This window comes from Massilia arenae (assembly GCF_008014745.1).
GTDB classification, from domain to species: Bacteria; Pseudomonadota; Gammaproteobacteria; order Burkholderiales; family Burkholderiaceae_D; genus Telluria; species Telluria arenae.
In genome coordinates this window covers 60,115-85,593 of record NZ_VPFD01000021.1, presented here as the reverse complement: position 1 = coordinate 85,593, position 25,479 = coordinate 60,115, and the positions used below count along the sequence as shown (strand labels likewise).

The 25,479-nt window shown below is 64.6% G+C and carries 17 protein-coding genes; 9 read left to right on the top strand and 8 right to left on the bottom strand.

Annotated elements, in window-relative coordinates; translation table 11 throughout:
• The first annotated feature begins 18 nt into the window (after positions 1–18).
• The 6 genes from FVD38_RS18500 (at position 19) to FVD38_RS18470 (ending at position 9,954) form a co-directional block, all read left to right on the top strand.
• Positions 19–636 (top strand): Maf family protein, encoded by a 618-nt coding sequence (locus FVD38_RS18500; RefSeq protein WP_147936180.1) that lies wholly within the window; start codon positions 19–21, stop codon positions 634–636.
• Positions 637–723: 87 nt separating this feature from the next.
• Positions 724–2,187 carry a ribonuclease G gene (gene rng / locus FVD38_RS18495; protein WP_147936179.1) on the top strand — a complete coding sequence of 488 codons (1,464 nt, stop codon included), beginning with the start codon at positions 724–726 and terminating at the stop codon, positions 2,185–2,187.
• Positions 2,188–2,305: 118 nt separating this feature from the next.
• Positions 2,306–4,501, top strand: a complete 2,196-nt coding sequence (locus FVD38_RS18490) for a P-loop NTPase family protein (RefSeq protein WP_147936178.1) — start codon at positions 2,306–2,308, stop codon at positions 4,499–4,501.
• Positions 4,501–6,207, top strand: a complete 1,707-nt coding sequence (locus tag FVD38_RS18485; protein ID WP_147936177.1) for a LeoA/HP0731 family dynamin-like GTPase — start codon at positions 4,501–4,503, stop codon at positions 6,205–6,207. The genes FVD38_RS18490 and FVD38_RS18485 overlap by 1 nt, the downstream gene beginning before the upstream one ends.
• Before the next feature lie 245 nt (positions 6,208–6,452).
• Positions 6,453–8,864, top strand: coding sequence for a catalase (locus FVD38_RS18475; protein WP_147936176.1), 2,412 nt, complete (start codon positions 6,453–6,455; stop codon positions 8,862–8,864).
• Positions 8,865–8,982: 118 nt separating this feature from the next.
• A complete protein-coding gene (locus FVD38_RS18470; protein ID WP_147936175.1) occupies positions 8,983–9,954 on the top strand; it encodes a zinc ribbon domain-containing protein in 972 nt (323 codons plus the stop codon).
• 6 nt (positions 9,955–9,960) lie between these two features.
• Here FVD38_RS18470 and FVD38_RS18465 read toward each other — a convergent pair whose 3' ends face one another.
• From FVD38_RS18465 to FVD38_RS18450, 4 genes are read right to left on the bottom strand one after another with little or no spacing between them, the layout of a single operon-like run.
• Positions 9,961–10,764: an ABC transporter substrate-binding protein gene (locus FVD38_RS18465; protein WP_147936174.1), complete on the bottom strand. Its 804-nt coding sequence runs from the start codon at positions 10,762–10,764 to the stop codon at positions 9,961–9,963.
• Between the two features lie 15 nt (positions 10,765–10,779).
• Entirely contained in the window at positions 10,780–11,433 is a 654-nt protein-coding gene (locus tag FVD38_RS18460; protein ID WP_147936173.1) for an energy-coupling factor ABC transporter ATP-binding protein, read from the bottom strand.
• A complete protein-coding gene (locus FVD38_RS18455) occupies positions 11,430–12,137 on the bottom strand; it encodes an ABC transporter permease (RefSeq protein ID WP_147936172.1) in 708 nt (235 codons plus the stop codon). Before FVD38_RS18455 ends, FVD38_RS18460 begins: the two co-directional genes overlap by 4 nt.
• Positions 12,137–13,039, bottom strand: a complete 903-nt coding sequence (locus FVD38_RS18450; RefSeq protein WP_229493812.1) for a formate dehydrogenase accessory sulfurtransferase FdhD — start codon at positions 13,037–13,039, stop codon at positions 12,137–12,139. The genes FVD38_RS18455 and FVD38_RS18450 overlap by 1 nt, the downstream gene beginning before the upstream one ends.
• A 186-nt stretch (positions 13,040–13,225) precedes the next feature.
• Here FVD38_RS18450 and FVD38_RS18445 point away from each other — a divergent pair, with 186 nt between their 5' ends.
• The gene (locus FVD38_RS18445; protein ID WP_229493810.1) at positions 13,226–14,788 is read left to right on the top strand and encodes a class I adenylate-forming enzyme family protein; all 1,563 of its coding nucleotides are present in this window, start codon (positions 13,226–13,228) and stop codon (positions 14,786–14,788) included.
• On the opposite strand, the gene FVD38_RS18440 is transcribed toward FVD38_RS18445, so the two are convergent.
• Positions 14,748–14,984 carry a hypothetical protein gene (locus tag FVD38_RS18440; RefSeq protein WP_123069351.1) on the bottom strand — a complete coding sequence of 79 codons (237 nt, stop codon included), beginning with the start codon at positions 14,982–14,984 and terminating at the stop codon, positions 14,748–14,750. The two genes, FVD38_RS18445 and FVD38_RS18440, sit on opposite strands and share 41 nt — an antisense overlap.
• A 151-nt stretch (positions 14,985–15,135) precedes the next feature.
• On the opposite strand from FVD38_RS18440, the gene FVD38_RS18435 reads away from it, so the two are divergent.
• Positions 15,136–17,397: a family 1 glycosylhydrolase gene (locus tag FVD38_RS18435; protein WP_147936171.1), complete on the top strand. Its 2,262-nt coding sequence runs from the start codon at positions 15,136–15,138 to the stop codon at positions 17,395–17,397.
• Between the two features lie 150 nt (positions 17,398–17,547).
• On the opposite strand, the gene msbA is transcribed toward FVD38_RS18435, so the two are convergent.
• Both msbA and FVD38_RS18425 read right to left on the bottom strand, forming a co-directional pair.
• Positions 17,548–19,275, bottom strand: coding sequence for a lipid A export permease/ATP-binding protein MsbA (gene msbA / locus FVD38_RS18430; RefSeq protein WP_147936170.1), 1,728 nt, complete (start codon positions 19,273–19,275; stop codon positions 17,548–17,550).
• The gene (locus tag FVD38_RS18425; RefSeq protein WP_229493807.1) at positions 19,265–20,506 is read right to left on the bottom strand and encodes an O-antigen ligase family protein; all 1,242 of its coding nucleotides are present in this window, start codon (positions 20,504–20,506) and stop codon (positions 19,265–19,267) included. The genes msbA and FVD38_RS18425 overlap by 11 nt, the downstream gene beginning before the upstream one ends.
• An 87-nt stretch (positions 20,507–20,593) precedes the next feature.
• Between FVD38_RS18425 and FVD38_RS18420 the strand changes: the two genes are divergently transcribed.
• Positions 20,594–21,427 carry a glycosyltransferase family 2 protein gene (locus FVD38_RS18420; RefSeq protein WP_147936168.1) on the top strand — a complete coding sequence of 278 codons (834 nt, stop codon included), beginning with the start codon at positions 20,594–20,596 and terminating at the stop codon, positions 21,425–21,427.
• 200 nt (positions 21,428–21,627) lie between these two features.
• Here the strand turns inward: FVD38_RS18420 and dnaE are convergent, their stop codons facing one another.
• Entirely contained in the window at positions 21,628–25,122 is a 3,495-nt protein-coding gene (gene dnaE, locus FVD38_RS18415) for a DNA polymerase III subunit alpha (RefSeq protein WP_147936167.1), read from the bottom strand.
• Positions 25,123–25,479 lie beyond the last annotated feature (357 nt).

Here is a 25,479-nt window from a genome sequence, read left to right as displayed (position 1 = left end):
CAGCGATCAAGAACAGCGATGAAAAACCAGCACAATAAAATCTACCTCGCTTCCAAAAGCCCGCGCCGGCGCGAACTGCTGCGCCAGATCGGGGTCGACTTCGAACTGATGCTGCTGCGCAGCGACCCGGGCCGCGTGGTCGACGTCAGCGAGGATGTGCTGCCGGGCGAAGACGTCCACGCTTACGTGGCGCGCGTGGCCCGCGCCAAGGGCGCCTTCGCCTTCAACCTGCTGCTGCAGCGACGCCAGCCGCTGCGCCCGGTGCTCACAGCCGACACCACCGTCACCATCGACGGCGAGATCCTCGGCAAGCCGGCGGATAACCGAGAGGCGGTCGCCATGCTGGAGCGCCTGTCGGGCCGCACCCACCAGGTGCTGACCTCGGTGGCGGTGCATTCCCAGCACGTGGCCGAGCAGGTCACGCAAGTGTCGAACGTGCGCTTCGCCACGCTCACCGCAGCCCAGATCAGGGCTTATTGCGCCACGCTGGAGCCGTATGACAAGGCCGGCGGCTACGGCATCCAGGGGCCGGCGGCGCTGTTCATCGAGCACATCGAGGGCAGCCATTCGGGCATCATGGGCCTGCCGCTGTTCGAGACGGCTAACCTGCTGCGCAAGGCGGGGCTGGCCATTTAGCGTTGGACGCGTGGGCGGCGAAGCCGCCCACCCTACCCTGAGCGGGCGTGTATCATGTCACCCTGAACAATACGCACGGCAGGGTCCATGAACGAAGACATCCTCATCAACATCACACCGCAGGAAACGCGCGTGGCGCTGGTCCTGCAGGGCGCGGTACAGGAGCTGCACATCGAGCGCACGCTCACGCGCGGGTTGGCGGGGAACGTCTATCTGGGCAAGGTGGTGCGCGTGCTGCCGGGGATGCAGTCGGCCTTCATCGACATCGGCCTGGAACGCGCCGCCTTCCTGCACGTGGCCGACATCTGGGAAGCGCGCAGCCACGACGGCGGCAACGCCCCACCCACCCCGATCGAAAAACTGCTGTTCGACGGCCAGGTGCTGACCGTGCAGGTCATCAAGGACCCGATCGGCACCAAGGGCGCGCGCCTCTCCACCCAGATCTCGATCGCCGGCCGCATGCTGGTGTATCTTCCGCAAGACCACCACATCGGCATCTCGCAAAAGATCGAGAAGGAAGCCGAACGCGAACGCCTGCGCACCCACCTGCAAAGCCTGCTGCCGGCCGAGGAAAAAGGCGGCTACATCGTGCGCACGATGGCCGAGGAAGCTTCGAGCGACGACATCGCCGCCGACGTCGACTACCTGCGCAAGACCTGGGGCGCCATCGTGCAGGGCGCCCGCACCCTGCCGCCTACCACCCTGCTGTACCAGGACCTGAGCCTGGCCCAGCGCGTGCTGCGCGACTTCGTGCACGACGAGACGGCCAGCATCCAGGTCGACTCGCGCGAGAACTTCCTGAAACTGGCCGAATTCGCCCAGATCTACACCCCGAGCGTGCTGTCGCGCATGGCGCACTACACCGGCGAGCGGCCGCTGTTCGACCTGTACGGCGTGGAAGAGGAAATCCTGCGCGCTCTGGGCCGGCGCGTGGACCTCAAGTCCGGCGGCTACCTGATCGTCGACCAGACCGAGGCGATGACGACCATCGACGTCAATACCGGCGGCTACGTCGGCGGACGCAATTTCGCCGACACGATTTTTAAAACCAACCTGGAGGCGGCGCATGCCATCGCGCGCCAGCTGCGTCTGCGCAACCTGGGCGGCATCATCATCCTCGACTTCATCGACATGGAGAACAACGAGCACCGCAATGCGGTGCTGGCCGAGCTCAAGAAGACCCTGGCGCGCGACCGGACCAAGGTCTCGGTGAGCAGCTTCTCGGCCCTGGGCCTGGTCGAGATGACGAGGAAGCGCACCCGCGAATCGCTGGCCCACATCCTGTGCGAACCCTGCCCGGCCTGCTCCGGCAAGGGCCAGGTGAAAACCAGCCGCACGATCTGCTACGAGATCCTGCGCGAACTGCTGCGCGAAGCCAAGCAGTTCAACCCGCGCGAATTCCGCATCGTCGCGGGGCAAGAGGTGATCGACCTGTTCCTCGAAGAAGAATCGCAGCATCTCGCCATGCTGGGCGACTTTATCGGCAAGCGCATTTCGCTGCAGGTCGAGAAAGGCTATCACCAGGAACAGTACGACGTCATTTTGATGTAGCGGCTTGCTCTTCAATCTCCAGCACTTTCCAATCTGAAAATTAAATTTCCAATTAGCATTTTTTCTGATTTGGAAATAAAATATCCATTCAATCAGGCCGTTTGAATGGATATGCACGATGGATTTGCAGTTGCCTAAAGATATTTACATTAGTGTCTTATCAGAGGTTAATACTGTTTTACAAAGCTTGAAAGACTTATCCGCAGATAAGGACACTTCGCAAGCCAAAGATAGAGCGGTCCAGATTTTTAGCGAACTCAGCAAGGAATTACGCAGCAATATCGAGTCGCTGAGCAAGAACGCCGAATGGGATACATTCACGATCGCCTTCTACGGCGAAACGAATGCTGGCAAATCCACGATTATCGAAACCATGCGGATGCTGCTGAGCGAACCCGTAAAACTGGCGCAGCAGCAAGAGTTCAAGGATTTAGAGAAAAAATACGGCATCAGTGCAGAACATCTGGCGCAAATGCGCCATGCCGTCGAACAGGCCTCGCAAGCCTGTACGGCATGCCAGGCTAGCCTGGACGCCTTGGACGACAAGTTCTTGCGCCAGACCCGCGTCCAACGCGAGCGTGTCGAGGCCTTACGGCAGCAAATCGCCGAGCATAAAGAAACGGCGTCGGTATGGCAAAAGATGCTCGATCTCTTCATCAAACGGCCGGAGCAAAAAGAAGCCGCGATCCTGGACAGGGAACTGCAGGATGCCGAAACCGGCAAGCAACAGGAAGCCGCCGTCCTGGGACAGCAGCAACGCGCAGCACAGCAGGCCTATGAGGGCCGCGAACAATCGCTGAAAGAAGCCGAAGCGTCGCTGGCGCTTCTTGCAAGCCGCGCCGACGGCGCCATCATCGGTAATGGCACCTCGGATTTCACACTCGACACCACCTCCTACCATTTCTCGAACGGCGAACAGCAATTCGCCCTGCTCGACGTGCCCGGCATCGAAGGCAAGGAAACCCGGGTGATGGACGCCATCCTGGCCGGCGTGCAAAAGGCGCACGCCGTCTTCTACGTCACCAACAAAGCCGCTGCGCCGCAAAAAGGCGATGAGCGCCAGCCCGGCACGCTGGAAAAGATCAAGCAGCACCTGGGAGCGCAAACCGAGGTATGGACCGTCTATAACAAGCGTGTCACGAACCCGATCCAGCTGACATCGGGTCGCCTTGCCAGCGATGATGAAATGGCCAGTTTGCAGGATCTCGACCGACGCATGAATGAAGTGCTGGGCGAGCGATATCGCGGCGCGGTTGCGCTGAGCGCCTATCCGGCATTCCTGGCTGCGGCGTCATGCCTCATGCCCGACTCGCAGAGCGCGGCCAACAAGGCCAAGTTCCAGGCGAAGCTCAGTCAACCGGAGCTGCTCGACAGGTCGGGCATGAGCGCTTTTCGCGAGCTGCTGCTGACCGACCTGGTCAAGGACTTCAAGCGCAAGATTACGCGGTCGAACTACAACAAGGCGAACCAGGTCGTCTGCGGCACCATCGGCGAGGTATCGAAGACCTTGCGCGAATCGTTCAAGCCGCTCGGGAAGGAACTGAAAAAGGATGCCGAGCAGGCGCAGTTGCAGCTCGATACCGCACTCGACGCGCTCAAGACGCGGCTCGAATCGCAGGGCGAGAGTGCGATCTCGAGATTCAGCAACAACGTGCGCAAGAATATCTACGCCGAGATCGACAAGGACATCAGCAACGACGACTTCAAGGATGCGCTCGAACGCTTCATCGCGCGCGAACAAGCCAAGCTGGTCGCCGAGCTGCCGGGCCTCATGCAAAAGGAAGTCGAGAAATTCCAGGAACAAATCGACGATATCGTCAAGCGCTTCCAGGCCTTCGCCGCCGACCTGATGGACGCCTATGGAAACATTCGCGTCACTGGCCTTGGCAGCAGGCTCGATCTGAAGATCGATATCGACAATGGCATCAATATTCCCGGACTGCTCGGTGCAGTGGTCGGTGGTGTCCTCATGATCTGGAACCCGGCTGGGTGGGTGGTGTTGGCGCTTGGCGCGATCACTGTGCTGGCTGGCCTGGTCAAGTCAGTCATGGGCTTCTTCAGTTCGGACTACAAGAAATCGCAGCAGCGCAAGGCGGCCAATTCGAATCTCGACGACATCGCCGACAAGATGCGCGAGTCGTTGCGCGACAGCCTCGGTGCTGCCCTGCCGCAGCTCGAACCGAAAATCGAGGCCCTGAAAGCGGCGCTGGACAAGCCGGCCGCCCAGATTGCCGGCATCGTCACGATGCTCGGCAAGTCCGAACGTCAACTCAAGAACCTTTCTAAAAAAATCGAAACCGCGGGGACTCTGTAATGGAAAACACATTGGGTGCATTCAAGGCACAACAATCGAAATCGCTGGAGATTTTGAAGAAGCTGGGAGACTTCCTGCAGATGGGCGCGCAAGTCGGCGTGCAGATCGACCCCAGCGTGCAGCACAAGCTCGACACTGCGGCCAAGGCCGTCGCAGGCGAAAAGCTCAAAGTGGCGCTGGTTGGGGGTTTCTCCGATGGCAAGACGTCGATCGCCGCCGCGTGGATGGAAAAACTCGACAAGTCCACCATGAAGATCAGCCACCAGGAATCGTCGAACGAGGTACGCGTCTACGAAGTTCAGCAGGACTTCGTGCTGATCGATACACCGGGCCTGTTCGGATTCAAGGAACAGGTAAATGCGGAAACCCACGCCCTCGAGAAATACAAGGACATCACCAAGAAGTACGTCAGTGAGGCGCACCTGATCCTGTACGTCATGGACCCGACCAACCCGATCAAGCAAAGCCATCAGGATGACCTGATGTGGTTGTTCCGCACGCTGAACCTGCTGCCACGCACTGTATTCGTGCTGAGCCGTTTCGATGAAGTGGCGGACGTCGAGGACGAACACCAGTACATGCAGAACCTGGCGGTAAAGCAGGATAATGTGCGCAGCCGCCTGGCCGAACTGATCGACCTGCGGCAAGATGAAGCGGCGCAGTTGTCGATCGTCGGCGTGGCCGCCAATCCTTTCGACCTGGGAACCGAGCACTGGCTCTCGAACCTCGAGCAATTCAAGGCGCTGTCGCATATCGGCTTGCTGCAAGCCGCGACTTCGGCAAAGATCGCGGCCAATGGCGGTGCGCCGGCCATCGTCGACGAAACCAAGAAGAGCGTCATCCGTGACGTACTCTCCAAGCAGCTGCCGGTTGCGATCGAAAACGACAAGCGCATCGCGAACGAAGTCGACAAGCTGGAAAACATGAGCGTACGGCTGCAAAAGCAACTGCTCGGCGCCAATTCGCAGATCGCGGATGCGCGCAGGAGCCTGCGCGACTTCGTGATCGATTACTTCGCTGACCTGATCCTCCAGGCCAAGGGCGTCAATATGGACACCTTCTCCGACTTCTTCGAACGCGAAGTCGGCAGCAATGGCATCATGGTGTCGACACGCCTGCAGAACGAATTCGAGCGCCAGCTCAAATCCGTCACGCAAGAGATCAGCAATATGAAAATCGGCTTCGACGCCGAAGTCAATCATTTCAATTCCACCGTGACGCAGTTCGGCAAGCAAGGCCTGGACTATCTGGTCAAGAGCAAGGTGATCAACAACACCACCGTACTGGCGACCCGTGACGGCATCGTCACCGCAGCCAGGTACATGGGCATCGACCTTGGAAAGATGCTGAACTTTAAGCCTTGGGGCGCGACCAATCTCGCCAAGGGCGTGAACGGCGCGCTGGCGGTCGTCGGCCTGGCGCTGGAAGCGTGGGATAGCTGGGAACAGGCAAAGCGTCGCGAGGAATTCCAGAAGGCCATGGCCAAGATGGTCGAGAATTTCGAAAAGCAACGCGAGGAGCTGGTTCAACTACTCGATGGCCCCCGTTTCATCGAACAATTCTTCGCCGGCTTCCTGGAATTGAAGGCCGACGTGGAAAACGTCCGGGAAAATGTGGAACAGCAACGCACCCAACGTCAGCGCTTCCGTGAGTGGCGCGAGATGGGCGAAGCGATCGATGTGCAGTTCAGGGAGGTCGCCGCCTGAAGCAAGCAGCGGCATAGAGCGAACCACAACGCCACTACCATACGCTGCTGCATCTCGGGGAATGCCTTGCGCGATCGAGGTACGCCAGGTCGCCGAATAGATGAGCCATAGCCCTGACCTATGATTTTGATAGAAATAATTTGATGCCAATACTGCACTGTGTGTGTCATCCCACAGTGCTCGCCTTTCCTGCTGGGCTATGTTGTTAAGGTTATTAATTAACCCTACAAGTTGAGAGGAAAAGCATGACGACTTCCAACCACTCCAGCCCGGTCGATGGCGCCGGCTCGATCCTGAGCACTGTTGCCGGTCCCTCGGACGCCAATCCACCGCAGAGCCTGGGTGTCAGCAACCCGGTCGCCGACCGACTGCTCGACAAGATCCCTTCCGAGCAAGAGCTGGCGGCCGACCGCCCCTACAACGCCACCAAGGCCAGCGAATACGGCGACGCCGCGCGCACGCCGACCGAGGGCGAGACCTTCAAGCCATCCACCCACGCCGCCACCGGCAGCACCGCCAGCGAGATCATCGCCAACGACAAGGTCGGCTCGGGCAATCCGCCGGAAGGCGAGAATCCGACCACGGACCCGCTCGACCGCGTGCGCGTCGATCCGGCCAAGCGTCACCTGACCACCAACCAGGGCGTGCCGGTGGCCGATAACCAGCATTCGCTCAAGGCCGGCCTGCGCGGCCCGACCCTGCTCGAAGATTTCATCCTGCGCGAGAAGATCAGCCACTTCGACCACGAGCGCATCCCCGAGCGCGTGGTGCATGCGCGCGGCTCGGCCGCCCATGGCTACTTCGAGGCCTATGACGACTTCAGCGGCCTGACCCGCGCGGTGCCGTTCTCGAAGAAAGGCAAGCGCACCCCGGTGTTCCTGCGCTTCTCGACCGTGGCCGGCGAACGCGGCTCGACCGACACCGCGCGCGACGTGCGCGGCTTCGCGGTCAAGTTCTATACCGAAGAAGGGAACTGGGACCTGGTGGGCAACAACATGCCCGTGTTCTTCATCCAGGACGCGATGAAGTTCCCCGACCTGGTCCACGCGGCCAAGCCCGAACCACATCACGCGATGCCGCAGGCGGCCACCGCCCACGACACCTTCTGGGACTTCGCCTCGCTGTCGCCCGAGATCGCGCACATGCTGATGTGGACGATGTCGGACCGCGCCATCCCGCGCAGCTACCGCACCATGCAAGGCTTCGGCGTGCACACCTTCCGCCTGATCAACGCCCAGGGCGAAGCGCGCTTCGTCAAATTCCATTGGACCCCGATGCAGGGCACCCATTCGCTGGTCTGGGACGAGGCGGTGCGCATCTCGGGCGCCGATCCCGACTTCCACCGGCGCGACCTGTGGGAGGCCATCGAAGCCGGCAACTTCCCTGAATGGGAACTGGGCCTGCAGGTCTTCACCGAAGAGCAGGCCGCCGGCTTCCCCTTCGACGTACTGGACCCGACCAAGATCGTGCCGGAAGAACTGGTGCCGCTCACGCCGGTGGGCAAGATGGTCCTGGACCGCAACCCCGACAACTTCTTCGCCGAGACCGAGCAGGTCGCGTTCTGCACCTCGCACGTGGTGCCGGGCATCGACTTCAGTAACGATCCGCTGCTGCAAGGCCGTAACTTCTCCTACCAGGACACCCAGCTCACCCGCCTGGGCGGCCCGAACTTCCACGAGATCCCGATCAACTCGCCGATCGTCCAGATCCAGAACAACCAGCGCGACGGTTTCCACCGCCAGGCGATCAACCGCGGCCGCGTGAACTACGAGCCCAATTCGCTGGGCGGCGGCTGTCCTTTCCAGGCCGGCAAGATGGGCTTCACCAGCTTCCCCGAGCCCATCAGCGAGGACAAGGTGCGCGGCAAGCCCGAGCTGTTCGCCGACCACTACTCGCAGGCGCGCCTGTTCTGGCAAAGCCAGACCCCGGCCGAGCAGAACCACATCGTCAACGCCTTCCGCTTCGAGCTGACCCGGGTGCAGACGCCGGCGGTGCGCATCCGCACGCTGGCCCTGCTGGCCAACGTCGACGACACCCTGGTGGCGCGCGTGGCCGAGGGCCTGGGCCTGGAAGTGCCGCAACCGCTGCCGCTGGCGACCGATGCACCGATCCCGACCTATCCGCCGTCGCCGTCGCTGTCGCTGCTGAGCCGTCCGGGCCAGACCGGCATCAAGGGCCGCCGTGTCGCGGTCCTGATCGCCAGCGGCGTGGACGACAAGGCGGTCAAGAAGCAGTACGCCAGCCTGCTCAAGGACGGCGCGGTGCCGCGCATGGTCGGCAATATGCTGGGCAAGGTGAAGGCGGCCGACGGCGATCCGATCGACGTCGAGATCTCGGTCGAGGCCGGGCCGTCGGTGATGTACGACGCCGTGATCGTGCCGGACGGCGCGCCGGCGGCCGAGGCGCTGGCGAAGAATGCCCAGGTGCTGGAATTCCTGCGCGAGCAGTACCGCCACGGCAAGCCGATCCTGGCCTACGGCACCGGTTCCGATCTGCTGGCCAAAGCCATGATCCCGCAGAAGCTGCCGGACGGCTCGGCCGATCCGGGCCTGGTCCTGGGCGACTCGGCCAACGCGGACCTGGCGCTCGACGCCTTCAAGACCGCGCTGGCCGGCCATCGCGTGTTCGCGCGCGAAACCGATCCGCCGTCCGTCTGATCCCAGCCACGGTGGGAAAGAGTTAGTTTCCCACCCGCGTCGATCGTTATAATCGTCCAGCGGCGCCGCGAAGTTCGCGGCGCCGCTTTATTTTGTCAACCAGCAGGAAAGACTACCGATGTTCTGTTCCCATTGCGGCGCGCAGATGGCGCCCGACGCCGCTTATTGTTCCGTCTGCGGCAAGGCCGCCGGCGCCGGCCCGGTCAACCTGGATAAGCCGTCTGCGCCAGCGCCGCAAACGGATGCCGGCACCCCCGATGGCATTCCCGATGGCGTCAAGGGCTGGAGCTGGGGCGCCTTCCTGCTCAACTGGATCTGGGCGATCGGCAACCGCAGCTGGATCGGGCTGCTGGCCATGGTTCCCTACGTCGGCTGGATCGTCGCGTTCTGGCTCGGCTTCAAGGGACGCGAGATGGCCTGGAAGAACAAGCAGTGGGACAGCCTGGAGCATTTCAACCGGGTCCAGAGAAAGTGGTCGCAGTGGGGGATCGGCATCACGATCGCCGCCATCGTCCTGGCCATCCTGGCGGCCATGTTCGCGCCCGACGTCGTTGATATGGATCTGGATGCCGACCGCACCGTCACCGTGCAGCGCAGCGAAGCGCCGGCGCCCGCGAACGACGCCGCCGTCACCGCGCGCGGCATCATCGACAGCAATGCCGACAACCTGCCGGCCTCGCTGTCGACCGTCGCTGGCCTCCTCGACCGCCGCACGAATGCCGACGGCAGCCGCGCCGTCACCCTGGGCGGCAGGGTCTTGTTCAGCGGCGAGGACGCCGGCTGGCAGTTCCCGCTGCGCAGCTTTACGCTGTCGGGCGGCAAGGAGGCGATCCTGATGGCCAGCAGCGGCGGCCGCGGCGCCAGCTGCGACACCATGTTCTTCTTTTTGCTCGCCGATGCGTCCGGCGTCAAGCCGACGCCGATGTTCGGCACCTGCGCCGCGCGCGGCAGCTTCGTGCAGCGCGGCGACGCCATCGAGATCGAACTACCGGACGTCAACGGCGCCTCGACGATCGTGCTCGAAAATGGCGTCGTGGTCGAGGATGGCCAGGTGGTCAGCCTGACCGGCATGAACGATCCGTCGCGCTGAGCGGGATCAGCGCAGCGGCGCGAAGAACAGCTGTTCGCCGGCCGGCTTGAACGAGGCGATGCGCGCCTGTCCTTCGGGCGAGGTGATCCACTCGATCAGCTGTTTCGCGCCCTTGTAGTTCACACCCGCGTGCTTGGCGGGATTGACGGCGATGATGCCGTAGGGGTTGTACATGCGCCTGTCGCCTTCGACCACGATCGCCAGTCCCGTCTTCGCTTTATAAGCGCCATAGGTGGCGCGGTCCGTCAGCGTATAGGCGCGCATTTCGGCGGCCATGTTCAGCACTTCTCCCATGCCCAGGCCGGCCGACACGTAGTTGGCGCCCTGCGGTAGGGCGGCGGCGCGCTGCCAGTAGCCCTTTTCCATCACGTCGGTGCCCGAGTTGTCGCCGCGCGAGATGAACTTGACGTTGGTCGCCGCGATGCGCTTGAAGGCGTCGACCACGTCCTTCGAGCCCTTGATGCGGGCCGGATCGGATTCCGGGCCGACCACGATGAAGTCGTTGTACATCACATCGCGCCGGTCCACGCCCCAGCCTTCTTCGACAAATTTGTCTTCCATCTCGCGTGCATGGACCAGGGTCACGTCGACGTCGCCGTTTTTCGCCAGTTCGAGCGCCTTGCCGGTGCCGACCGAGATCACGTGGACCTTGGTATTGGTCTTGGCTTCGAACACCGGCAGCAGGTGCTTGAGCAGGCCCGAGTTCTCGGTGCTGGTGGTGGTCGACAGCTTGATCACTTCCTGCGCCAGTGCCAATGGCGAGGCGAATGTGGCGCACAACAGGATGGCTAGCAGTGAACGGCGTTGCATATTGATCTCCTAGGGTTATCGTACTTCAAGTTGTCCTTCGCGCAGCTTGAGCCGCCGCACGCCGGGCAGGTTGATCAGGTCGCGGTCATGGCAGGCCATCACCACGCTGCTGCCCTGCCCGACCAGGGTCGGGATCAGCCCGATCACCTGCTCGCGCGCTGCGCCGTCGAGGTTGGCCGTGGGTTCGTCCAGCAGCAGCAGGCGCGGTTGCAGCACGCGCGCGCGCGCCAGCGCCACGCGCTGCTTCTCGCCGCCCGACAGGCGCGCCGGATCGTTGTCGCGCAGGTGCAGAACGCCGGCCCAGGCCATCGCCTCGTCGACCAGGCCGCGCACCCGGCCCCGGTCCACGCCGCGCACCAGCAGGCCGTAGGCGATGTTGTGGCCGACGCTGGTCGAGAACATGATCGGATGCTGGTGCACGTAGACGATGGCGCGCCGCAGCGCCTGCGGATACGGGTACAGTGGCAGGCGGCTGCCTTCGAATTCGACCGTGCAGGCGTCGCACCGTTCCAGGCCGCCGAGCATGCGCAGCAGCGTGCTTTTCCCGGTGCCGTTGGCGCCGGTCAGCACGCAGGCACTGCCCCTTTCAATGTCGAGCCGGGCGACGTCGAACAGCAGGCGTTCGCCGTAGGCCTTGCGCAAGCCGTGCACCGTGAGCAGTGCGTTCATAGCCGCGCCCCGGGGTTGTGTGCCTCGCCCTGCAGCAGCACCAGCACGCCGTTCATCAACAGCGCCAGCGTGACCAGCACGATGCCCAGCGCGATGCCCTGGGCGAACTCGCCCTTGCTGGTCTCGAGCGCGATCGCGGTGGTGATGGTGCGGGTCTCGCCCTCGATATTCCCGCCCACCATCAGCGCGCAGCCGACTTCCGAGATCACGCGACCGAAGCCGCTGATCACGGCCGCCATCACGCCATAGCGCGCCTCGTGCAGCACGGTGAACATCACGCGCATGCGCGACGCGCCGTGGGCGATCGCGGTCTCGGCGTAGCGCGGGTCGAGCGCCTGCACCGCCGCCAGCGTGAAGGCCAGCAGCACCGGCAGGCCGATGATGAACTGGCCCAGTACGATGCCCGGCTGCGAGAACAGCCATTCGAGTCCGCCCAGCGGCCCGCGCCGCGACAGCATCAGGTAGAGCAGCAGGCCGATCAGGACGGTGGGCAGCGACAGCGCGGCCTGGGCCAGCCAGACCGCGATGCGGCGCCCCGGAAAGCGGTGCATGGCGATCAGGTAGCCGAGCAGCACCGCCGGCGGCGTGGCCAGCATCAGGCCCAGCAGGCTGGTCTTGATCGAGACCCAGACGATGTGCCACAGGGCCGGGTCGCCGCTGAACAGCAGCGCGAAGGCGTGCGTGGTGGCGTCCAGCAGGGCCATTAATCGCGGGGTTCGGTGTCGGCGCGCAGGTCGGGCCGAACGTAGGGCGTGTCCAGCAGCTGCGGTTCGAACACCAGGCGCTCATGCCCGGCCAGCAGCAGGAAATGGCGTCCGCTGCAACGCGCCAGCAGCGACATGCCGACCCGTTCGGCCACCATCTGGCCCATCTGCGTCGTGCCCGAGCGCGACAGCAGGAAGGGAATGCCCATCTGGGCGCCCTTGATCACCATCTCGGACGTGAGCCGGCCGGTGGTATAGAACACCTTGTCGGCGCCATCGACGCCGTCGAGCCACATCAGGCCGGCGATGGCGTCGACCGCGTTGTGGCGGCCGACGTCCTCGACGAAGTACAGCAAGTCTCCGTTGCCCGTGAACAGCGCGCAGCCGTGCACCGAGCCGGCCTGCTTGTACACCGACTGCTGGGTGCGGATGGTGTCGACGATGCGGTAGACGCCGGCCTGCGCCAGGCGCGCATCCGCCGGCAGCGCGATCTGGTCCACCTCGTCCATCAGGCCGCCGAACACCGAGCCCTGGCCGCAGCCGGTGGTGACCACCTTCTTCGCGGTGCGCGCCTCGACGTCCTGGATGCCGTGGCGGGTGACCACGGCCACCGCGTCCACCGACCAGTCGACCTGGATCGACACGATGTCGTCCAGCGCCCGCACCAGGCGCTGGTTGCGCAGGTAGCCCAGCACCAGCGCCTCGGGCGCACCGCCCAGGGTCATCAGGGTAACCAGCTCGCGCCGGTCGACGTAGATCGTCAGCGGCCGTTCGGCCGGGATGGAAATGGCGGAGCGGCGTCCGCGCTCGTCGATGGCCAGTACCTCGTGGGTCAAGACGGCGCGCGCCTCGGACAGCACCGGCCGCCCGGCTGGCTCCCCATGGCGCATCACGCTGTGCATACTATCGCCGCTTGCGTCCTTCCTGGCCAAGACACTATCTCCTGTCGGTTGTTGGCGGTTTTACAAAAACAGTATAAACCTCCAGAGTGGCGCACGGCTGAAACCATTTACTTTTATGCAAGTTCGCTTGCGATGCACCGCGCCAGGGGGTATAACGTTCGCCCCTGTCGACTCATCGCCCGCCTCATGCAGTCCACTGACTATCGCCGCATCAGCGACATCCTGCGCCACGGCGCCGCCCAGCGCCCGGACGCCCCGGCCCTCGTCGACGACGGCCGCACCTGGTCGTATGCGCAGCTGGCCGCCGTCGCCGACACGCACGCTGCGTTGCTGCGCGAACTCGGCGTGCGTCCCGGCGACCGCGTGATGCTGGTGGCCGAAAACTGCGTGGTCCAGGTGGCGCTGCTGTTCGCCGCCGCCGCCATCGACGCCTGGAGCGTTATCGTCAATGCGCGCCTGAGCGAGGGCGAGCTGGAAACCATCCGCACGCACAGCGGCGCGCGGCGCGTGCTCTACGTGACGGGCAATTCACCGGACGCCGCCCGTCACGCGGCGCGCGCCGGCGCCCTGCCCTGCGCGGGCGTGGACGGCGTGCTGGCCGGCGGCCTGGATACGGCCTGCGTGCCCGAGCCGATCGAGGCCGGCGCCGACCAGGTCGCAGCCCTGATGTACACCACCGGCACCACCGGCCAGCCCAAGGGCGTGATGCTGAGCCACGCCGGCCTGTTGTTCGTGGCCGCGACCTCGAGCCGGCTGCGCGGCCTGACCCCGCAAGACCGCGCCTGGGGCGGCCTGCCGGTCTCGCACGTCTATGGATTGACCTCGGTGCTGCTCGGCACCCTGTACGCGGGCGCCTGCCTTCAGTTGGCGCCGCGTTTCGATGCCGGGGCCCTGCTGGCCTCGATCCGCGCCGGCGAACTGACCATCGTGCAGGGCGTACCGGCGATGTATGCACGCCTGCTGGCGATCATGGAGAAAGCTGATACGCCGCTGGCGTCGCGCCTGCGCTTCTGCTACGCCGGCGGCTCGCCGCTCGATCCATCCCTGAAACGCGCGGCCGAAGCCATGTTCGGCCTGCCGCTGCACAACGGTTACGGCCTGACCGAGGGCGGGCCGACCGTCAGCCAGACCCGACTCGACACCCCGCGCACCGATACCTCGGTCGGCCTGCCGATCCCCGGCGTCGAGGTGCGCATCGTGGCGCGCGATGGTCTCGACGTGGCGCCGGGCGAAACCGGCGAGCTATGGACACGCAGCCCGGGACGCATGCGCGGCTACTACCGCGATCCGGCCGCCACCGCGGCCGCGCTGCAGCCGGGCGGCTGGCTGGCGACCGGCGACCTGGCGCGCCAGGATCCCGACGGCGCCCTGTTCCTGCTGGGCCGCACGCGCGAATTGATCATCCGCTCCGGCTTCAATGTCTATCCGCTGGAGGTCGAGACGGCGCTGAACGCGCATCCGGCGGTCGTGCAGTCGGCCGTGGTGGGCCGGCCACTGCCCGCGGCCGAAGAAGAAGTGGTGGCCTTCGTCGAGGCGCATGGGGTCGACGAGGCGGCGCTGCAGGCCTGGCTGCTCCCGCGCCTGGCGCCCTACAAGCGCCCGGCGCGCATCGTGTTCATGGACGCGCTGCCGGCCGCGCCAAGCGGCAAGATCCTCAAGTCCCGCCTTCCCTACGTCATCCCCGCGCAGGCGGGGACCCAAGTTTCCATCATCGGCGTCGCTTCTTCCAGTCGTAACCGGGGCCGGTGACGTCGACGCCGGGATGGCCGACCACGTCCGGATGCTCCGAGCACATGGTGATGAAGCGCACGCCTTCGCCGGCGCGCTGGCGCTGGCGCAGCTCTTCCATGAACTGCATCGCCGGCACCATCTCGCTGGTGTCGAAAGGCCGGGCATGGGGCTCGCTCGTGGCGTCGCCGACGACGGTCCAGTACACCATATACATCGCTTTTCTCCTCGCTCAACGTGCCTCTATTTTAATGCCGACAGAAAGTAGGATTTGTCCGAAAAAAGCCGGTTATGTGGGCCACTTCACATAAGCTGTTGCATCGGGCCGTTAGGCTGGGATCTGTGTTCATCACGCAGGTACCGACTTCATGAATATTCAAACCGACGCCTCCACGCCGGACCTTGCCCTGTGGGGCGGTCTCGAATGCACGGTCAACCGCGTACGCGACAATTACTTCAGCCAGATGGACCGCAACGGCCACGCCGGCCGCCTGCAAGACATCGAACGCTTCGCTTCGCTCGGCATCGAGGCGATCCGCTATCCGGTGCTGTGGGAACGCACCGCGCCCGACGGCGTCGACAAACCCGACTGGTCCTGGCCGGACGAGCGCTTGCCGGCGCTGCGCGAACTGGGCATCAATCCGATCGTGGGCCTGGTCCACCACGGCAGCGGCCCGCGCCACACCAGCCTGGTCGATCACGCCTTTCCCGAACTGCTGGCCGACTACGCCGGCGCGGTGGCGGCGCGCTACCCCTGGGTCGAGTACTACACGCCGGTCAACGAGATCTGCACCACGGCGCGCTTCTCGGGCCTGGCCGGGGTCTGGTATCCACACGGCGGCGACGAAGCCACCTTCGTGCGCGCCCTGCTGGTGCAGTGCCGCGCCACCGTGCTGTCGATGCGCGCGATCCGCGCCGTCAATCCCGAGGCCAAGCTGGTCCAGACCGACGACCTGTCAAAGACCTATGGCACCCCCGAGATGGAAGAGATCAGCGGCTTCTTCAACGAGCGCCGCTGGCTGGCCTGGGACCTGCTGTGCGGGATGATCGACGAGAACCATCAGCTGTGGACCTACCTGCGCGAATCGGGCGCCGGCGAGGAGGAGCTGCGCTGGTTCCGCGATAATCCCTGCCCGCCCGACGTGATCGGCGTGAACTACTACATCACCAGCGAGCGCTGGCTCGACCATCGTCCCGAACGCTATCCGGAAACCCACCGCCACGTGTTTCGCCGCGTGCCGCATGCCGACATCGAGGCGCCGCGCGCGCTGGCCACGCCGACGCCGGGCATCGCTCCGCTGCTGATGGAAACCTGGGAGCGCTATGGCCTGCCGATCGCGGTCACCGAAGCCCATATCGACGCCAACCGCGAAGACCAGATGCGCTGGCTGCTCGAGATCTGGAATGCCGCGCTCAAGGCGCGCCAGCAAGGCGCCGACGTGCGCGCGGTCACGGTGTGGGCCCTGCTCGGCTCCTTCGACTGGAACTGCCTGGTGACCGAATGCCGCGGCTACTACGAGCCGGGCCCGTTCGACGTGCGCGGCCCGGCGCCGCGGCCGACCGCGCTCGCCACCCTGATGCGCGAGCTGGCCAGCAAGCGGCCGCTGTCCAATCCGGTGCTGCAGGGCGAAGGCTGGTGGCGCCGGCCGGGCCGCTTCCTGTGCAAACCGGTCGCAACCCGCACGGCGGTGGCCGACATCGCCGTGCGCAGCCAGTTCAAGTCGAACCACGTGCAGCCGATCCTGATCTCGGGCGCCACCGGCACGCTGGGCTCGAGCTTCAAGCGCATCTGCGAAAAGCGCAACCTGGCCTGCCACGTGCTGACGCGCCAGGAGATGGACATCACCGATCCGGCCTCGGTGGAAGCGGCGATCGTGCGCTTCAAGCCGTGGGCGATCGTCAATGCCGGCGGCTACGTGCGGGTCGACGAGGCCGAAGCCGACGTCGATCGCTGCATGCGCGAGAACACGCTGGGCCCGACCGTGCTGGCGCTGGCCTCTATCCGCCACGCGCTGCGCTTCATGACCTTCTCGAGCGACCTGGTGTTCGACGGCGCCAGAGAGCAGCCCTACGTGGAATCCGACGCCGCCAACCCGCTCGGCGTGTACGGCCGCAGCAAGCTCGAAGCCGAGCAGCGCGCGCTGGACGCTGACCCGCAGGCGCTGGTGATACGCACCAGCGCCTTCTTCGGTCCCTGGGACCAGCACAACTTCGTGACCCAGGCCCTGAACGCGCTCGACGTTGGCATGCCGTTCCAGGCGGCGCGCGACGCGACCGTGTCGCCGACCTATGTACCAGACCTGGTCAACGTGTCGCTGGACCTCCTGATCGACCGCGAGCGCGGGATCTGGCACCTGACGAATGGGGAAGCGCTGAGCTGGGCCGAGCTGGCACGGCGCGCCTGCGCGGCGGCCGGGGTCTCGAGCGACAGGCTGCAGGAAGTCTCGATCGAGGACTGCGGCTACGCCGCCCGCCGGCCGGGCTACAGCGCCATGAGCAGCGAGCGCGGCCTGCTATTGCCGTCGCTGGCCGATGCGCTCAAGCGCTATGTGGAAGCGGTGCAGGAACGGGCCAATGGCGTCAGCCTCGGTCACGAGCATGCGGGGGAGGCGGCGCATTACGCGCGCTGAGCGAATACCATCAGCCCCAGCACGTCGTTCCCGCGCAGGCGGGAACCCAAGTATCATGCTGCACCACTTACACAAAACGTAGTGGCTGCGCGAAAGACTTAAGTTCCCGCCTGCGCGGGAACGACGTATTCAGGCCGCGAGCCGAAGGTCTTACTGCGCCTCGGCCGCCGTGAACTGCAGGTGATACAGATTGGCATACATGCCCTTGAGCGCCAGCAGTTCGTCATGCGTGCCCTGCTCCACGATGCGCCCGGCCTCCATCACCACGATGCGGTCGGCGCGTTCGATGGTCGACAGGCGGTGCGCGATCACGATCGTGGTGCGGCCGGCCATCAGGGTGTCGAGCGCCGCCTGCACCGCGCGTTCGCTCTCGTTGTCCAGGGCCGACGTGGCCTCGTCCAGGATCAACACAGGCGCATCCTTGTAGATCGCGCGCGCGATCGCCACCCGCTGGCGCTGGCCGCCCGACAGGCGCGAGCCGTTCTCGCCGATGCGGGTGTCGATGCCGTCCGGCAGGCGCGCCACCACGTCGGTCAGATGCGCGGCGCGCACCGCCGCCGCCAGGCGCTCGTAGTCGACCTGCTCGGCGCCGTAGGCGATATTGGCTGCCAGCGTATCGTCGAACAGCACCACGTTCTGGCTCACCATCGCCAGCTGGCCGCGCAGCGAGGCCAGCTTGATGTCGGTGTATGGCACGCCGTCAAGCAGCAGGCGGCCGGCTTCCGGATCGTAGAAGCGCGTGACCAGGTTCACGAAGGTCGACTTGCCGCCGCCCGACACGCCCACCAGCGCCACCGTCTGCCCTGGCTTGACGTCGAGCGAGACGCCGTTCATGGCCGGGCTCAGCGCGTTCGGATAGCGGAACACCACGTCCTCCAGCACCAGGTGGCCTTGCGCGCGACCGAGTTCGCGGCTGCCGGTGTCGACCTCGGGTTCCGAGTCGATGATCCCGAACACGGTCTCGGCGGCGGCCATCCCGCGCTGCATCGGGCCGTTCACTTCGGCCAGCGATTTCAGCGGCGTGAGCAGCATCAGCATCATGGTCACGAACTGGGTGAATTCGCCCACCGTCATATCGGCCTGGATCGCCAGCACGATGACGAGGGAAAGCGCCAGAGACGTGGCGATCTGGGTCACCGGAGTGGTGGCGGCGAAGGCCACCGTCATGCGCTGCGAGAAGCCGCGCAGGGCTTCGCTGCGCTGGTGGAAGCGCTGGCGCTCGTACCTTTCGCCGGCGAACACGCGGATCACCTGGTGGCCGCGCGCGGCTTCTTCGACCACGCCGGTCATCTCGGCGGTGACCCGCTGGCTCTCGCGGTTCAGGTTGCGCAGGCGCTTGGTGGTGGTGCGCACGATGACGGCGGTGAGCGGGATCACGATGATGGCGACCAGGGTCAGCTTCCAGTTCAGGTACAGCAAAGTGCCGAGCAGGCCGATCACCACCAGCACGTCGCGCACGCAGGCCACGAACACCGACTGGATCATGTCCACCACCTGGCGCACGTCGTTGACCACGGTGTTGATGATCTTGCCCGTCGATTCGTCCTGGTAGCGCGCGACCGGCAGCCGCAACACCTTTTCGAAGGCCATGGCACGCATGTCGTTCAGGACCCGGGACAGCACCCAGTTATTGAAATAGGCGGTGCCGAAGGTGCCGACGCCGCGCAGGATGAAGATCGACACCAGGATGGTCGGGATCCACCACAGGCTGAAACCGACGTTGTCCTTGAAGCCGTCGTCGAGCAGGACCTTGAGCGCCTCGCCCAGCAGCGGCTGGGTGGCGGCCGTGATGGCCATCGACAGCAGCGCCATCCAGGCGCGCGATTGGTACGGTTTGACCAGCGCGAGCAGGCGCCGGATGATGAGGTTAGTTTCCACGTTGTTCAACCTTTGCTTCCCTTGCCGGCTGGGCGGCCAGGCAGAATCCCATGAGCAGGAACACCATCAGCGCATAGAACATGCTGCCCTTGAGGGACCAGAAAATGACTTCGGTCAGGCCGAAGCTGAAGTAGCACAGCACCACCAGCATGCCGGCCAGCGCCGGCGCGAAGCGGGTCTTCGCGTCGGCGCTGACGCGGCCCATCTGGCGCGCGAAGAAGATGAAGGGCGCCGCCAGGATGCCGATCCAGGCCGCCAGCCCGAACACGCCGCCGGTGGCGAGCGCCTGCAGGGCGTCATTATGCAGGTGTTCGAGCGACAGGATCGCCGGATCGAGCGTGCCCTGCTCCACCAGGTGGCGGATCTCGGCGCGCACCGTGTTGCGGTCCAGGCCGAACAGCGGCCGTTCCTCGATCAGGATCGCGGCGCCCTTCCACAATTCGAGGCGGGTGCCGACGTTGGTGAAGACGTTGCCGCCGTCGACCCAGGTCTGGACGTCGTCCACCCCCTGCAGCGCGCGTTCCTGCATGCCGGTGGCCGGCACGAAGAAGGCGGCGCCGACCAGGGCGAAGCTGCCGGCCAGCAGCAGGCGCACCTTGCGGCTCCTGAGCAGCTGGGCATAGCTGAGGAACAGCAGCGCGGCCAGCGCCAGCGCCACCCACGCGCCGCGGGTGCCGGTGAGCATGCAGGCCGCCAGCCCGGCGATCGCCCCAACCCCGGCCAGGAGCGCCTTGCGGGTATGGTGGCGATAATCGATCGCCGCCGTCAGCGCCACCAGGCCCAGCACCAGGGCCAGGTCGCCGAAGGTGATCGCATTCAGGAAGCCACCCGGCCGCTCGACCTGCAGCACGATGCGCTGCCAGGCCACGAAGGGCAGCGCGGCCACGCTGCCGGCCACCACGCCCCACCACAGGGTGGCGGGCGACGGCCGCGCCAGCAGCACCAAGGCCATAGAGCTCAGCGCGAGCAGCATGCGCGACGGCTTGTCGAGCGAGTCGAGGCCGGCCTCGGGCCGGACCAGGAGGGCGACAATGGCCAGCGCGAACTGGAACCAGAACGCCGCGACCACCCAGCGGATCTCTTTCCAGTGCGGCGTCAACGCGGCCCAGGCCTTGCGCGGCACGCACAGGGCCGACAACAGGAACAGGAGGCTGGAAAATCCGATGCCGGATGGGGTGGTCAGGCTAAGGAAGGGAAACAGGAACACCTGGAAGCCGATCCAAACCTGCATTGGCTCCCGGGACATCAGCGGCTTATTGTTCATTCAGGTTCTTGTGGGATATTCTTGCGACCTAGTCGGCTATTGAATCGGACAGCAATGCAGCAAACACAGACAATTTCGGTCGTGATCACCACGTACAACCGGCCCGACGCCCTGGAGGCGGTGGTGGAAGCCTGTTTTTTACAGGACGACAAGAATTTCGAAATCATTATCGCCGATGACGGCTCCACTGCCAACACGCGGGAGTGCATCGAGCGCCTGGCGGCGCGCTCGCCAGTGCCCCTGAAACATGTATGGCAGCCGGACGACGGCTTTCGCGCCGCCATGGCGCGCAACCGCGGCACGCTGGCGGCAACAGGCGACTATATCATTTTCCTGGACGGCGATTGCGTCCCGCAGCGCGACTTCATCCGCCGCCACCGCAGCCTGGCGCAGCCGGGCTTCCTGGTCTCGGGCAGCCGCATCCTGCTCAGCCAGGCGCTCACCGAGCGCGTCCTGCGCGAGCACGTCGACGTCGCGGGCATGAAAGTGGGCGAGCGTCTGCGCTACCGCCTGGCCGGCGACATGAACAAGGTGATCCAGACGATGCTGCGCTGGCCCGATGTCGGCCGCGTACGCCGCAAGTTCAGCTGGCGCCGCATCAAGAGCTGCAACCTGGCGGTGTGGAAGTCGGACCTGCTGACGGTGAACGGCTTCGACGAGAGCTTCACCGGCTGGGGCCACGAGGATTCGGATCTCGTGGTGCGGCTGTTCCACGCCGGCGTGCTGCGCAAGGACGGCGCGCTGGCCACCGAGGTGCTGCACCTGTGGCACCGCGAGGCCCAGCGCGACCAGGAATCGAGCAACCGCAAGGTGGTGCTAGAGCGGGCCGCGAACGGCACGACCCAGGCCACGATTGGCTTGCACGAGCACGCGCATCCGGGACACTAGCCCCCGTCCCTCGCCCCCGCCACTAGCGCAAACACGTCGTTCCCGCGCAGGCGGGAACCTAAGTCCTGTGCGCCGCCGTAACGGTCAAATGTGCCCACTGCGCACGCAAGCTTAGGTTCCCGCCTGCGCGGGAACGACGGTTTCAGGGGCGGTGGTGTACTGATTATGAGCGGTCGGCGACAAGGCCGGCCCGCTCATAGTCAGTACTCGACCGCCACGTCCTTCGCCCCCAGCGTCAGCTCGAGCGCCTGCTTGAGCGAATCGGATGGCCCGACGCGCCAGTCGTCGCCCAGCTGCACGACATAGGGAATGCCGTTGGTCAGCAGGCGCAGGCTCACCGGCATTCCGTCCGCCACCCGGTACGGCTGCAGCACCTCGGCGATCTTCGCCGGATCCACCGTGGTCGCCAAATCCATCTCGAGCTTGTGCCCATAATGGATGCGCGCGGTCGCCAGGTCGAATACCTTCTCGGCCGTGATGCGCAGGCCGCCATTGAAGCGGTCTTCGGACACCTTGCCCACCACCAGCAGGAACTCGTCTTCCTTGAAGGCGTTCTTGTTGGCCTCGAACACCTCGCTATATACCGTCACCTCGTGCACGGCGGTCTTGTCGTCCAGCGCCACGATCAGGATCTTGCCGCGCTGGGTCATCTGGGTGCGGATGCCCGAGATCACGCCGCACATCATGCGCGGGTCGCGCGACGGTTCCAGGTCTTTCAGCTTGGTCTTGGCAAAGCGCCGCACCTCTTGCGCGTACGAGTCGAACATATGGCCCGACAGGTAGTAGCCGAGCGCGATCTTTTCTTCGGACAGCTTCTGGCGGTCGGTCCAGGGCGTGGCCTTGACGTACTCGGGCGGCGCCACAAGATCCGAATCGTCGCCGCCGAACAGGCTGACCTGGTTGGCGGCAGCGGCGGCCTGGCCGGCCGCCTCCATCGCAAAGGCCACCGATGCCAGCAATATCGCTCGGTCCACGCCAAACGCGTCCATGGCGCCGGCGCGGATCAGCGATTCGATCGTGCGGCGGTTGATCTGCTTGCGGTCCACGCGCTTGGTGAAATCGAACAGGTCCTTGAACTTGCCGCCCTCGGTACGCGCGGCGATGATGGCCTCGATCGCGCCCTGCCCCGCGCCCTTCACGCCGCCCAGGCCGTAGCGGATATTGGTCACCTGCTTGCCGGTCTTCGACCTGGCCTCGCCCTCGGGCGTAAAGCGGAACTGCGACTCGTTGACGTCCGGCGGCAGGATCGTGAGCTTGCAGACCTCTTTCGCATCCTCGACCAGGATCTTGATCTTCTCGGTGTCTTCCATCGCCAGCGACATATTGGCTGCCATGAACGCGGCGGTGTGGTGCACCTTCAAATACGCCGTGTGGTACGACAGCAGCGCATAGGCGGCCGCGTGCGACTTGTTGAAGCCGTAGCCCGCGAACTTTTCCATCAAGTCGAAGATCTCGTCGGCCTTCTCGGTCGACAAGCCATCCTTGGCGGCGCCGGCGCGGAAGATCTCGCGGTGCTCGGCCATCTCTTCGGCCTTCTTCTTGCCCATCGCGCGGCGCAGCATGTCGGCGCCGCCCAGCGAGTAGCCGCCCACGATCTGCGCCATCTGCATCACCTGCTCCTGGTAGACCATGATGCCGTAGGTCTCGGACAGGATCGACTCGGTGCGCGGATCGGGATAGTCGAACTTCTCGCCGTGCTTGCGCTTGCAGAAGTCGGGAATCAGGTCCATCGGGCCCGGACGGTACAGCGCCACCAGCGCGATGATGTCCTCGAAGCGGTCGGGACGCGCGTCCTTCAGCATGCCCTGCATGCCGCGCGACTCCAGCTGGAAGATCGCGACCGTCTTGGCGTCGGACAGCAGTTTATAAGAGGCGCGGTCGTCCAGCGGCAGCTTGGCCAGGTCGAATTCGCTTTCCTCCGGATCGAGATCCTTGATGTAGTTGACGGCGCGGTCGAGGATGGTGAGCGTGGTCAGGCCCAAAAAGTCGAACTTGACCAGGCCCACGGCCTCCACGTCGTCCTTGTCGTACTGCGACACCACGCCGGCGTCGCCGCCCTGGGTGTACAGCGGGCAGAAGTCGGTGAGCTTGCCCGGCGCGATCAGCACGCCCCCGGCGTGCATGCCGATGCCGCGCGTGATGCCCTCGACCTGCTGCGCCAGGTCGAGCAGCTGCTTGACCTCTTCTTCGTTCTCGAGGCGCTCCTTGAGCAGCGGCTCTTCTTCGATCGCCTCGGCGATCGAGACCGGTTTGCCCGGCTTGAACGGGATCAGCTTGGAGATGCCGTCGCAGAAGTTGTAGCCGAAATCGAGCACGCGGCCGACGTCGCGGATCGCCCCCTTGGCCGCCATGGTGCCGAAGGTGGCGATCTGCGACACCGCGTCGCGGCCGTACAGGTCCTTCACGTGCTGGATCACCAGTTCGCGCTTTTCCTGGCAGAAGTCGATGTCGAAGTCGGGCATCGAGACGCGTTCGGGATTCAGGAAACGCTCGAACAGCAGGTTGTACTTCAGTGGATCGAGGTCGGTGATCTTCAGTGCATACGCGACGAGGGAACCCGCGCCCGAGCCGCGGCCCGGGCCGATCGGCACGCCGTTGTTCTTGCCCCACTGGATGAACTCCGCCACGATCAGGAAGTAGCCCGGGAACTTCATGTTGATGATCGTCTTGTTCTCGAACTCGAGGCGCGCCTCGTAGCGAGGGCGCTCCTGCTCTCGCTTGACGGGGTCGGGATACAGCTGGACCAGGCGCTCCTCGAGGCCTTTCTTCGTTTCCGCGACCAGGAATTCGTCGATCGTCATGCCCGGGGTCGGGAAGTTCGGCAGCTGTGGCTTGCCCAGCGTGAGCGTGACGTTGCAGCGCTTGGCGATTTCGACCGAATTGGCGAGCGCGCCCGGCAAGTCCTTGAACAGCTCGGCCATCTCGGCCTGCGACTTGAAGCACATGTTCTCGTTGAAGCGGCGCACGCGCTTGGCGTTGGCCAGCATCTCGCCCTCGGCGATGCAGACCCGCGCTTCGTGGGCGATGAATTCGCTCTTGTCCAGGAACTGCACCGGATGCGTCGCCACCACCGGCAGCCCCAGGCGGCCGGCCAGCGCCACCGAATGGCGCACCTGCTGCTCCTGGTTGGGCTGGCCGGCGCGCTGGATCTCGATATAGAAGTGGCCCGGGAAGATCTTCGCCCAACGCTCGGCATTGGCCTCGGCCTTCGCCAGGTCGCCATTCTCGATCGCCTGGCCGACGTCGCCGAAATGGGCGCCCGACAGCACGATCAGGGCGTTATCCTGCGGCTCGTCGGGGTTCAAGGTCGAGACGGACGTGGCCAGCGCTTCCAGCCACTCGGTGCGCAGCTCGGCGCGGCCCTTGTGCTGGTTGGTGAGCCAGGCGCGCGCCAGCAGGTCGCACAGCTGCAGGTAGCCGGTGTGGTTCTTGGCCAGGATCAGCAGCCGGTGCGGCTTGTCGCGGTTGTCGTCGTTGGTGATCCAGGCGTCGACCCCGACGATCGGCTTGATGCCCTTGCCGCGCGCCGCTTTATAGAAACGCACCAGGCAGAAGGTATTGGCCAGGTCGGTCACGGCCAGCGCCGGCTGGTTGTCCTTGACGGCCGCCTTGACCAGGTCGTCGATGCGGACCAGGCCGTCGACGATGGAGTATTCGGAGTGGACGCGCAGGTGGGTGAAAGTCGGGGAAGTCATCCGGGTATTTTACCGCGAGTGCGCTCTTCCGATGCCGGCGCAGTTGGCTTCAAAAAGGTTATCCAACACCGAAGTACTTGGCACGAAAATTCACAATCCGCAAATTTGACAAATTTGACAAATCTGGAAAATAAGAAAGCTTGGAGACAGGCCATCATGACAATTGGTACACTTTTTTGACTATTACACACCAGCAACGGACTCCGGCCATTAAACTTTTGGCATTTCTACAACCTCAACCCTTCCCCTTCGTGAAAAAAAATAGTTACTAGACAATTAAATAGGGGATTTGGATCGTTTCTGTTGTTTTTATCGGCTTTGCGGCTTGCCACAGAGTATTTTTACTGGGAAGCAAGG

Excerpts from the sequence above, each read along its gene's own strand:
- FVD38_RS18500 (WP_147936180.1), top strand. The coding sequence starts at position 19 with ATGAAAAACCAGCACAATAAAATCTACCTCGCTTCCAAAAGCCCGCGC.
- rng (WP_147936179.1), top strand. The coding sequence starts at position 724 with ATGAACGAAGACATCCTCATCAACATCACACCGCAGGAAACGCGCGTG.
- FVD38_RS18490 (WP_147936178.1), top strand. The coding sequence starts at position 2,306 with ATGGATTTGCAGTTGCCTAAAGATATTTACATTAGTGTCTTATCAGAG.
- FVD38_RS18485 (WP_147936177.1), top strand. The coding sequence starts at position 4,501 with ATGGAAAACACATTGGGTGCATTCAAGGCACAACAATCGAAATCGCTG.
- FVD38_RS18475 (WP_147936176.1), top strand. The coding sequence starts at position 6,453 with ATGACGACTTCCAACCACTCCAGCCCGGTCGATGGCGCCGGCTCGATC.
- FVD38_RS18470 (WP_147936175.1), top strand. The coding sequence starts at position 8,983 with ATGTTCTGTTCCCATTGCGGCGCGCAGATGGCGCCCGACGCCGCTTAT.
- FVD38_RS18465 (WP_147936174.1), bottom strand. The coding sequence starts at position 10,764 with ATGCAACGCCGTTCACTGCTAGCCATCCTGTTGTGCGCCACATTCGCC.
- FVD38_RS18460 (WP_147936173.1), bottom strand. The coding sequence starts at position 11,433 with ATGAACGCACTGCTCACGGTGCACGGCTTGCGCAAGGCCTACGGCGAA.
- FVD38_RS18455 (WP_147936172.1), bottom strand. The coding sequence starts at position 12,137 with ATGGCCCTGCTGGACGCCACCACGCACGCCTTCGCGCTGCTGTTCAGC.
- FVD38_RS18450 (WP_229493812.1), bottom strand. The coding sequence starts at position 13,039 with ATGCACAGCGTGATGCGCCATGGGGAGCCAGCCGGGCGGCCGGTGCTG.
- FVD38_RS18445 (WP_229493810.1), top strand. The coding sequence starts at position 13,226 with ATGCAGTCCACTGACTATCGCCGCATCAGCGACATCCTGCGCCACGGC.
- FVD38_RS18440 (WP_123069351.1), bottom strand. The coding sequence starts at position 14,984 with ATGTATATGGTGTACTGGACCGTCGTCGGCGACGCCACGAGCGAGCCC.
- FVD38_RS18435 (WP_147936171.1), top strand. The coding sequence starts at position 15,136 with ATGAATATTCAAACCGACGCCTCCACGCCGGACCTTGCCCTGTGGGGC.
- FVD38_RS18425 (WP_229493807.1), bottom strand. The coding sequence starts at position 20,506 with ATGCAGGTTTGGATCGGCTTCCAGGTGTTCCTGTTTCCCTTCCTTAGC.
- FVD38_RS18420 (WP_147936168.1), top strand. The coding sequence starts at position 20,594 with ATGCAGCAAACACAGACAATTTCGGTCGTGATCACCACGTACAACCGG.
- dnaE (WP_147936167.1), bottom strand. The coding sequence starts at position 25,122 with ATGACTTCCCCGACTTTCACCCACCTGCGCGTCCACTCCGAATACTCC.